At 44.6% G+C, this 9,029-nt stretch carries 7 protein-coding genes and 1 pseudogene; 3 read left to right on the top strand and 5 right to left on the bottom strand.

Annotated features, from left to right (window positions below; translation table 11 throughout):
- Together ubiD and ABYB02_RS11615 are read right to left on the bottom strand one after the other, a co-directional pair.
- The coding region (gene ubiD / locus ABYB02_RS11620; protein ID WP_372762611.1) for a 4-hydroxy-3-polyprenylbenzoate decarboxylase at nt 1-1,389 on the bottom strand (1,389 nt) is incomplete at its 3' end.
- 114 nt (nt 1,390-1,503) lie between these two features.
- A complete protein-coding gene (locus tag ABYB02_RS11615; protein ID WP_372762610.1) occupies nt 1,504-1,785 on the bottom strand; it encodes an MliC family protein in 282 nt (93 codons plus the stop codon).
- 140 nt (nt 1,786-1,925) lie between these two features.
- Between ABYB02_RS11615 and ABYB02_RS11610 the strand changes: the two genes are divergently transcribed.
- Nucleotides 1,926-2,837 carry a DUF808 domain-containing protein gene (locus ABYB02_RS11610; RefSeq protein WP_372762612.1) on the top strand — a complete coding sequence of 304 codons (912 nt, stop codon included), beginning with the start codon at nt 1,926-1,928 and terminating at the stop codon, nt 2,835-2,837.
- A 24-nt stretch (nt 2,838-2,861) separates the two neighbouring features.
- On the opposite strand, the pseudogene ABYB02_RS11605 reads toward ABYB02_RS11610, so the two are convergent.
- Nucleotides 2,862-3,802 (bottom strand): annotated as a pseudogene (locus tag ABYB02_RS11605) (tetratricopeptide repeat protein).
- Nucleotides 3,803-3,948: 146 nt separating this feature from the next.
- Nucleotides 3,949-6,024: a TonB-dependent siderophore receptor gene (locus ABYB02_RS11600; RefSeq protein ID WP_372762609.1), complete on the bottom strand. Its 2,076-nt coding sequence runs from the start codon at nt 6,022-6,024 to the stop codon at nt 3,949-3,951.
- A gap of 183 nt (nt 6,025-6,207) precedes the next feature.
- On the opposite strand from ABYB02_RS11600, the gene dbpA reads away from it, so the two are divergent.
- Nucleotides 6,208-7,596 carry an ATP-dependent RNA helicase DbpA gene (gene dbpA / locus ABYB02_RS11595; protein WP_372762608.1) on the top strand — a complete coding sequence of 463 codons (1,389 nt, stop codon included), beginning with the start codon at nt 6,208-6,210 and terminating at the stop codon, nt 7,594-7,596.
- A gap of 47 nt (nt 7,597-7,643) precedes the next feature.
- Here the strand turns inward: dbpA and ABYB02_RS11590 are convergent, their stop codons facing one another.
- Entirely contained in the window at nt 7,644-8,225 is a 582-nt protein-coding gene (locus ABYB02_RS11590; RefSeq protein WP_372762607.1) for a DNA-J related domain-containing protein, read from the bottom strand.
- A gap of 73 nt (nt 8,226-8,298) precedes the next feature.
- Between ABYB02_RS11590 and ABYB02_RS11585 the strand changes: the two genes are divergently transcribed.
- A partial coding sequence (locus ABYB02_RS11585; RefSeq protein ID WP_372762606.1) for a tetratricopeptide repeat protein occupies nt 8,299-9,029 on the top strand: 731 nt, incomplete at its 3' end.

Raw genomic sequence — 9,029 nt, 5'->3', positions numbered from 1 at the left:
TTCACGCGTTGTTTCACCCGGCCACTTATTGGTTGCATCCATGCCCATTTTTGAACCAAGCCCAGATACCGGGGAAGCAAAGTCTAAATAGTCGATTGGAGTATTTTCAATAAGCGTCGTATCGCGCGCAGGATCCATGCGAGTGGTAATCGCCCAAATCACATCTTCCCAGTCACGGGCGTTAATATCGTCATCGCACACAATCACAAATTTGGTGTACATAAACTGGCGTAAGTAAGACCACACCCCCATCATCACGCGCTTTGCATGACCTGGGTATTGCTTTTTCATAGTAACAATAGCCATGCGGTACGAACAACCTTCAGGCGGCAAGTAAAAGTCAACAATCTCAGGAAACTGCTTTTGCAATATAGGTACAAACACTTCGTTTAGCGCCACCCCTAAAATGGCTGGCTCGTCAGGCGGGCGACCAGTGAACGTGCTGTGATAAATCGGATCTTTGCGATGGGTCATATGGGTGACTGTCATAACCGGAAAGTCATCGACTTCGTTATAGTAGCCAGTGTGGTCGCCATACGGCCCTTCGGGTGCCATTTCTCCTGGCATAATGTAGCCTTCAAGTACAATTTCGGCACTTGCCGGCACTTGTAAGTCGTTAGAAATTGATTTAACCACTTCCGTTTTACTGCCGCGTAGTAAACCCGCAAAGGCATATTCGCTTAACGTATCAGGCACAGGGGTAACCGCCCCTAATATGGTGGCTGGATCGGCACCCAGTGCCACCGATACCGGATAGGGTTGGCCGGGGTTTTCTTTACACCACTCTTGAAAATCGAGTGCGCCACCACGGTGCGAGAGCCAGCGCATAATTATTTTATTTTTACCGAGTAATTGCTGGCGATAAATGCCTAAATTTTGACGCTTTTTATAGGGTCCTTTGGTTACTGTGAGACCCCAAGTGATCAGTGGGGCTGCATCGCCTGGCCAGCAATGTTGAATCGGAAGCTTAGTTAAGTCGACCGCATCACCCTCTAGCACGACTTGTTGGCAGGGGGCTTTTTTCACTTCTTTGGCTGGCATATTAAGCACTTGCTTATAAACCGGTAGTTGCCCAAGCGCTTCTTTAATACCTTTAGGTGGCTCTGGCTCTTTTAAAAATGCCAACAGCTTACCCACTTCGCGTAATTCGCTAACATCTTTTTGACCCATGCCCATAGCTACGCGTTCAGGGGTGCCAAATAAGTTAGCGAGTACAGGAATATCGTACCCTTTGGGGTTTTCGAACAACAACGCTGGGCCTTTAGCACGCAAGGTGCGGTCGGCGATTTCGGTCATTTCAAGATACGGGTCGATTTCCTGAGAGATGCGTTTAAGCTCACCTCTTTTTTCCAGTAAATCGATAAAATCACGCAGATCTTTGTATTTCATTATGGGCCGCTACTAAGCAAAAAAGTTAATCGGTATTATACCCAAGTAGCGTAAAATTGCATGTGCCGTTAATGGCGCAGTATCGTAAATAGCAGCGCCTTGTTGCAACCTGCATCACTGTGTTTGGCAACGGTAACGCGTGCCGTTGATAATAAGCGTTGCTTCGTTTGCTTTTCCCCAAAACAGTACATGGTCGTTAATATACTTATCCCCAGATGCATTTTGCTCATGGCTCAGCTTATAGCGTTTATTATTGAAGGTCAGCCAAGCTGAATGCGCATTAATCGTCGTTACTGTCGCTATTTGCTGATTGCATACGTAGTGAGTACTCGTTTGCGGTTCATTACATGCGGCTACACTCAGAGTGGCCAATGTAATAACCAGAAGCAACTTCATGGATTCCTCCTTTACAAGCAGTAACTAAGTGTACTGTTTGAGTCGTTATTTTAACCAGCATAGCAAAGCAAAATTAACCGTTGGTGAAAATAGCGCTTTACGCTATGTTGATAATATTATTTTTTTTATTAGAGCGTGATATGGCCGGTGCAAACCTTTTAACATTATTAGACGACATTACTATGCTACTCGATGACATTGCGACCATGAGTAAAATCGCCACCAAAAAAACCGCGGGTGTGCTGGGCGATGATTTAGCGTTAAATGCCCAGCAAGTGACCGGTGTCGCAGCCGACAGGGAGTTACCCGTAGTATGGGCGGTGGCCAAAGGCTCTTTACTAAATAAAGCGATATTAGTGCCGGCAGCCTTGCTAATTAGTGTGTGGCTACCTTGGTTGATTACCCCTTTGTTAATGGCCGGCGGATTGTTTTTATGCTTTGAGGGGGCGGAAAAAATATTCGCAAAATTTTTACCGCATGGCGAAAGCAGTAATGAGACGGGCGAAAGATTAGATTTAGTGCAATACGAGCAACAAAAAATAAGCGGCGCAATTAGAACCGATTTTATTCTTTCAGCCGAAATAATTGTCATAACACTGGGCACTGTGGCTGCGGCAAGTTTACTAAATCAAGCATTGGTACTGTGTGTTATAGCGATAATTATGACCGTGGGGGTATACGGCTTAGTGGCGGCCATTGTAAAGCTTGATGATGCGGGCTTGTATTTACTCAAGCAATCGCAACTATCGGAAAATAAATTTAAAGAATACCTAGGCAAAGCGTTATTGGCTGCAGCACCGCGATTAATGCAGTTTTTAGCGGTGGCTGGCACCATCGCCATGTTTTTAGTGGGCGGCGGTATTTTAGTGCACGGTGTTGCAGTTTTGCATCATAGCCGCCTAGCCGTTACAACGTACGCGCAAACAGTGGCAGGCACGCCGGGAGAGCTGGTATCGGCATTGCTGTTTGATGGTTTATTGGGGGTGGCAGCCGGTATGGTGGTGGCCTTATTGCATGTGGCTTATAGCAAAGTATTTAATCAGCATAAGTAACCACGGTATATGGCAGTGAAGATATTATTCGCAGCTTACTTGAGCGCATAAGCGACTTAGTTCGTCGGCTGCCTTACGGTTATGTTGCTCACTGGCTTTTTTAAACCAGTAAATAGCGTGTTGGTTGTTTTGCTCTACGCCTTCACCATCGCGATACATTTGCGCTAAATTGAGTTGCCCCCAAGGGGAGTTGGCCTCGGCTGCCAATGTAAAACGGCGCAGCGCTTCAGCGTATAACCCTTGTTTATAATAGTTGATCCCTTGCTGATTGTTGTCATCTAGCTTTAATCCTTTATACAGCGGTTTAGGTTTAGGAGGAAACATTACAAACCCTCCGTACAGGGTATAAGCTTTTGGGCGCAGGATGTCGTAAATCGCCCCAGTGCGGTATAACTGCGCCACTTGATTACGCGGTAAGGTCAGTGTGTTAGCTGAAAAATAATCTTTTTGTACCAATAGGCTAGTACGCATCGCCATGGTGATGCCGTTATTGCGCTTATAGCTGTAGTTACTCACCTGAAAGGTAATCAATTGTTGATCAAACTCGACGACTTGTGCCACTTTTAAATTGCTCGGCGTCCAAGGTTCACCGGTAAATTTATCGGCATGTACTAAGTAAGTATCGTAGGCTTTTGGCGTGCTTAAATAAGTCAACTTAGTGACTTGGTCATGCAGCTGTTGCTGATAAATGTAACTGCTTAACCCCAGTATTAACACTAAGCCTAAACAGTATTTAGGTAAGCTTAGCTGCTCAACCAGTGGCAACTTTTTTATTGCCGTAGCTGCGGTGTAACCACACTGGTAGCATTCACGGTGGTAATTGAGCTTTAAAGGCAGTATCGGCAGCAGAGTAAAGCGTAAAAAGCGGCTGTTATTCACTAAATGGTAGCTATTACTGCCACACTGTGGCAGTTTTTTATGTTTGAAAAGTGGGAAAATGACTGTCCGATATTGAATAATAGCATGTTAAGCACACTCCTTGTTTTTACTAAAGTAAAACAACGGGGTGATTAGGTAAAGCTACAAACTGTAAGTAAGTATGTCGAGTGTGAGTAACAATAAAGCCCCTATAACCAGTTTATAAGGGCTCGGTGTAAAGTAGCTAACAGCGTTAAAAACTAAATTGCGCGGCAAGGCGCACACTGCTGCCTTCGCCTACCGTTACGTTGTTTAAGCCACCACCGGCTAGGTAGTGAGTATCAAACAGGTTTTCAATATTAAGGCGTAACTTAATGTCGGTATTACTGAGTTGCATTTTATAGGTTGCTCCCACATCGACACGGGTATAAGCCTCTTTAGTGACCGTGTTAGCGTTATCAGCATAACGTTCACCTTCGTAAAATGCACCGGCATTAAAGGCAATTGCATCATTTAGCTCATAGCGAGTCCAAAGTGATGCCGACCACTTTGGCGCATCGGTAGGGCGTTTACCCTGTAATGCTGCATCACGCTCATAGTTAGCATCTAAGTACATGGTTGATGCCATCACGAACAAGCGATCGGTGGCGGCCCCTTGCGCGGCTAATTCAAAGCCTTTATGGCGTTGTTCGCCCGCTTGCGTGGTAATACTAGTAATATCACCCATAGGGTTAGCAAGGTCTTCACTCACTAAAGTGCCTGTTTTACTAATATCAAACAGCGCAGCACTGAGCATTAAGCGGTCGTTAAACAATTGCCATTTTACACCAATTTCTTTTTGCTCAGAGGTAATTGCATCGAGCTTCATACCATTATTAACATCATTACTATTGACTAAAGTTTCGTTTTGCGGCTCAAAGCCTTCAGAGTAACTGGTGTAAATAGTCGCTGAGGCGTTAGGGTGGTATAACACGCCAAATTTTGGCACGAACGACTCGTTATTGCCGTTTTCTTTAGTTTGCTTGTCGTAGCGGCCACCCATTGACACTTGCCACTCGGGGGAGAAGCTAATTAAATCTTGCAGGTAAACTCCGTAGTAGTCGTAGCTTGACGAGTATAAAGTATCGTCGCTGTGATAGCTTATGTTAGGGCGAGCTGGCTCGTTTTGCCCCGCGCTAAACGCAAACGAATCGGCATTGGTTTTTAATTGACCATAGTAATAATCAAGCGAATTTGCACCAATGAGCAATTGGTGCTGCACTCCGAACGTTTCAAAGTCACCAATAAAGTCAATAAAGGCGGTTTTAAACTGCCAGTCATCAAAGCGATCGTAAGGTTTTGAGCTGTAGCTATCACCTTCGATAAAGTCACTTGGTTTACGTGGCGCCGATTCAAAGCGCTGACGCTCAAATGTTTGTTCGTTATAGCCCAGCTTTACTTGCCAGTTATCGGTTAAAAACACTGCTAGGTCAACACCGAGGTTTTCTACTGTTATATCGGTAAACGCCCAAGACATATCGCGAATTGTTTTATCATCACCAATGATATTACCGCTGTTATCGAGCCATGCCCCGGTATCTAAACCGGCTTCGTCATCTGTGCGGTCGTAATGTACACGCACTAAGGCGTTATCGCTAATATCATAATCAACCACTAACGCCCCTAAAAAGCGGTCGCGCTCGCGGTTTTCACCGTTTTGGTATTCGCGCCAATAGTTAACATCTTGCTTGACTAAAATACCACGGGCACGCAGCTCCTCCGACTCAGTTAATGCGCCACCGGCGTCCAGCATAAAGCGCGTTGAGCCATGCTGATCAACATCGGCGCTGGCATTAAATAACGTTTGTGCTGTGGGCTTTTTGGTAACCATGTTTACCAAGCCGCCCGGACCCGATTGACCATATAAAATACTTGATGGGCCTTTAATCACTTCGACTTGCTGTAAAATTTCGATAGGTTGTTGGTAATGAGACCAATGTTGGTGACCATCGCGCAAGTAACCGGTTGCTGAGCTTAATTCAAAGCCTCGTAAGTTAAATACCTCACGGTTACGTTGCTTAGAACCAGGGGTTAAGCTGGCATCGTTAGCAAGCACTTCACCGAGTGTAGTCGCCAGCTGTTCATTCACTATGGTATCGCTAATAACAGTTACAGATTGTGCAGTATCAAGTAATGAGGTTGAGGTTCGCATCGCACCATTGGCATTATCGATTTTATAGTCATCAAAATAACTTCCTTTTACTTCTATATGTTCCATCTGGGTTACGTTGGCATAAACGTTTGTAGTGGTACTTGCTAATAGTGCGATAAAAAGTGGGCTCAGTTTCATTAGTTACTTCCAAGTAAGAGTGTTAAAACGTAGTGAATCTTAATGAAAATGAATATCATTTGCAATGTCTTTGGGTGTGTTTTTTTGCAATGCTTAATGGTTGCCAATTAGGAACTCTGCTATTATTAGCGCAATATTTATTGGGACGTTTCCCATCTTATTTTTACTGCAATGGAATTTACTGTGACCGCAACCGCTTTCTCATCTTTGGCTTTACCTGCTGGGTTGGTTGATAACTTATCAACACTCGGCTATACCCACATGACACCAGTTCAGGCGCAAAGTTTACCGCCCGCACTCAGTGGAAAAGACATTATTGCACAAGCAAAAACGGGGTCAGGTAAAACGGCTGCGTTTAGTTTAAGTGTATTGGCTAAATTAAATGTAAAACGCTTTCGTATTCAGTCGTTAGTGTTGTGCCCTACGCGTGAACTTGCAGAGCAAGTTGCTGTAGAAATGCGTAAATTAGCGCGCGGTATTCATAATATTAAAATACTCACCTTATGTGGTGGAGTATCAATTGGGCCGCAAATTGGCTCACTTGAACATGGTGCGCATATTATTGTTGGTACCCCAGGGCGCGTTGATGACCATATTCGTAAGGGCACGCTGCGCTTGGATGATGTTGAAACGCTAGTGCTTGATGAAGCCGATCAAATGCTTGATATGGGCTTTCAAGACACGCTTGATGCGATTATTGAACGCATTCCAAGTAACCGCCAAACCTTGTTATTCAGCGCTACTTTTCCTCGTGCAATAGAAGCCATTGCGAAACGCGTGCTGAGCAACCCGGTGATGGTAAAAGTGGAAGAAGAACAAGCTAAAAGCACCATTAAACAGTACTTTTATAAAATGGATAACAACAAACAGCGCTACTCGACACTGAAATTGTTACTGCTTAAATTTACCCCGCAAAGCTGTGTGGTATTTTGTAATACTAAGGTAGAAACACAACAGGTGTGTGACGACTTAGCCAGTGAGGGCTTTAGTGCTGTGGCGCTGCATGGTGATCTAGAACAGCGCGATCGTGAACGCACGCTAATTCACTTTGCCAATAAAAGTGCATCAATTTTAGTGGCCACCGATGTTGCTGCTCGCGGATTAGACATTGACGATATGGACATGGTCATTAATTACCACTTAGCGCATGACACGCAAACGCATGTGCATCGTGTTGGGCGTACCGGTCGTGCCGGTAAAAAGGGCATTGCGTGCTCTATCTATGGTGAAGCCGAAGCATTTAAAGTGGCGCAAATTGGCGATCATTATGAGCGCGATATTGTTCCTGAGCCTATGCCGGCGTTTAATTTACTCGATAAACCCCCGTACCGCCCTGAAATGGTTACCTTGATGCTAGATTCAGGTAAAAAGCAAAAAGTGCGTGCGGGCGACATTTTAGGAGCGTTAACGGGTAAAGAAGGTGTGGCCGGGCGTCAAGTGGGTAAAATTAATGTACTAGATAATGTTGCGTTTGTGGCTGTGGAGCGTAACGCAGCTAAAGTTGCATTGCGAAAGTTAACCGAAGGTAATATTAAAGGGCGAAAAATTCGCGCCCGTCGTCTGACGCGCTAATAATTCGCGAGCTGTGCCGACAAATAGCGCGATACAGCGAAACACCGCTAAATTGAGTAGCTTGCTTTGAGCTGTTCATACTGCGTTTTTAACTGCCTAAAAGTGTGTGCAGCGCCATTAGCTTTGTCGGGATGGTGTTGCAGTGCTAATTGTCGCCAGCGTTTTTGCACTGCTTTTAAAGTGCTGTGCTGCGGTAATTGCCACTGCGCAAGTAGTTGCGTGCGAGTGTCTATAGTAACGGCGTTATCGACATTAGTTTGTTGATTGAAGCGCCGCCAAAAATCAGTTAAGAGTGCTGCTATTTCAGCCGACGAGGTTTCGAAGTTTTGCCATTGCAAATAATAATCACGCAGTGGATCATGTTTAGCTAGCATGGCATCGGTTGTTACTGAAATGAGTTCTATATGCGCTCCGCCTAGCACTAACTGCTGCGCTGTGTGCAGCTGCTGTTGTAACTGGTAAAGTGCATTCATAATTAAAAAGTTACGCTTAAATAAGTCACGCTCTGGGATTGGATCAAGTGAACTGATATGCCCGCGACGCATTAACTCTGCCGCTAACGTATGCACCATCCAGGCTTTTTTTAGCAAAATTAGCTCAAAAATCTCATCTATCAGCGGGTTAAGCATTGTTTACAATCTAGTAATTAGTGTATCTTGAGGAAACTATCATAGCAGCGACAACAGTTTCAAGGATGTAATAATGCGCGGTCACTTTAAGCACCTTTTTGTTGTTGGCAGTATCGTGCTATTAAGCATATTTTCTAGCGCCACTTTTTCAGCACCAGTCAGCAGTTTATTGGCGCAATTTAACCAGGCACAAAGCTGGTCAGAAAAACAAGACCTTGCTAATTCCCTGCTCGCACAAAAAAGTTTACCCCATCAGCAGCAAGTGGCTATTTATAGTCACTTAGCTGAATACGCCTTTAATGCCAATGATCTGCCAAATGCATTGCAATATTACAAAGAGCTAGAGCGTAGTACAGCCTTTGAGGCGTTACCAGCGTTGCATTTTCGAGCGATAAAAATGCAAGGCGTGGTGCTTTATTACCAAGGTGCAGTGCAACAAGCTGTGGTTGAATACAGTCGAGCTTTAGCTTTTGCGATACAGCTAAAAGACTCGCTAAAACAGGCTAATTTGTTAAGTAATATCGGTTTAGCCTACTTTGAAATGCATAATATGGCGGTGGCATTAGATTATTATCAACAAGCTAAAGTTATCTACGAAAAAGAGGGCAGTGCGCAAGATAAAGCGGATATCTTACATAATATTGCCGGCATCTACATTCGCTTGTCGCGCTATGATTCGGCATTGGAGATGTATCGCGAAGTATTAAAAGTATTTCAACAGTTAGGTGATGAAGATGGTGTGGCTCAAGTGTATGGCAATATTGCGGTTGCTTATAGTGAGTCGCGACAGTTTCAGTTAGCCAT

Origin of the sequence: Pseudoalteromonas sp. (assembly GCF_041613455.1) — a bacterium.
GTDB lineage: Bacteria > Pseudomonadota > Gammaproteobacteria > Enterobacterales > Alteromonadaceae > Pseudoalteromonas.
This window is presented reverse-complemented; position numbering and strand designations above follow the sequence as displayed.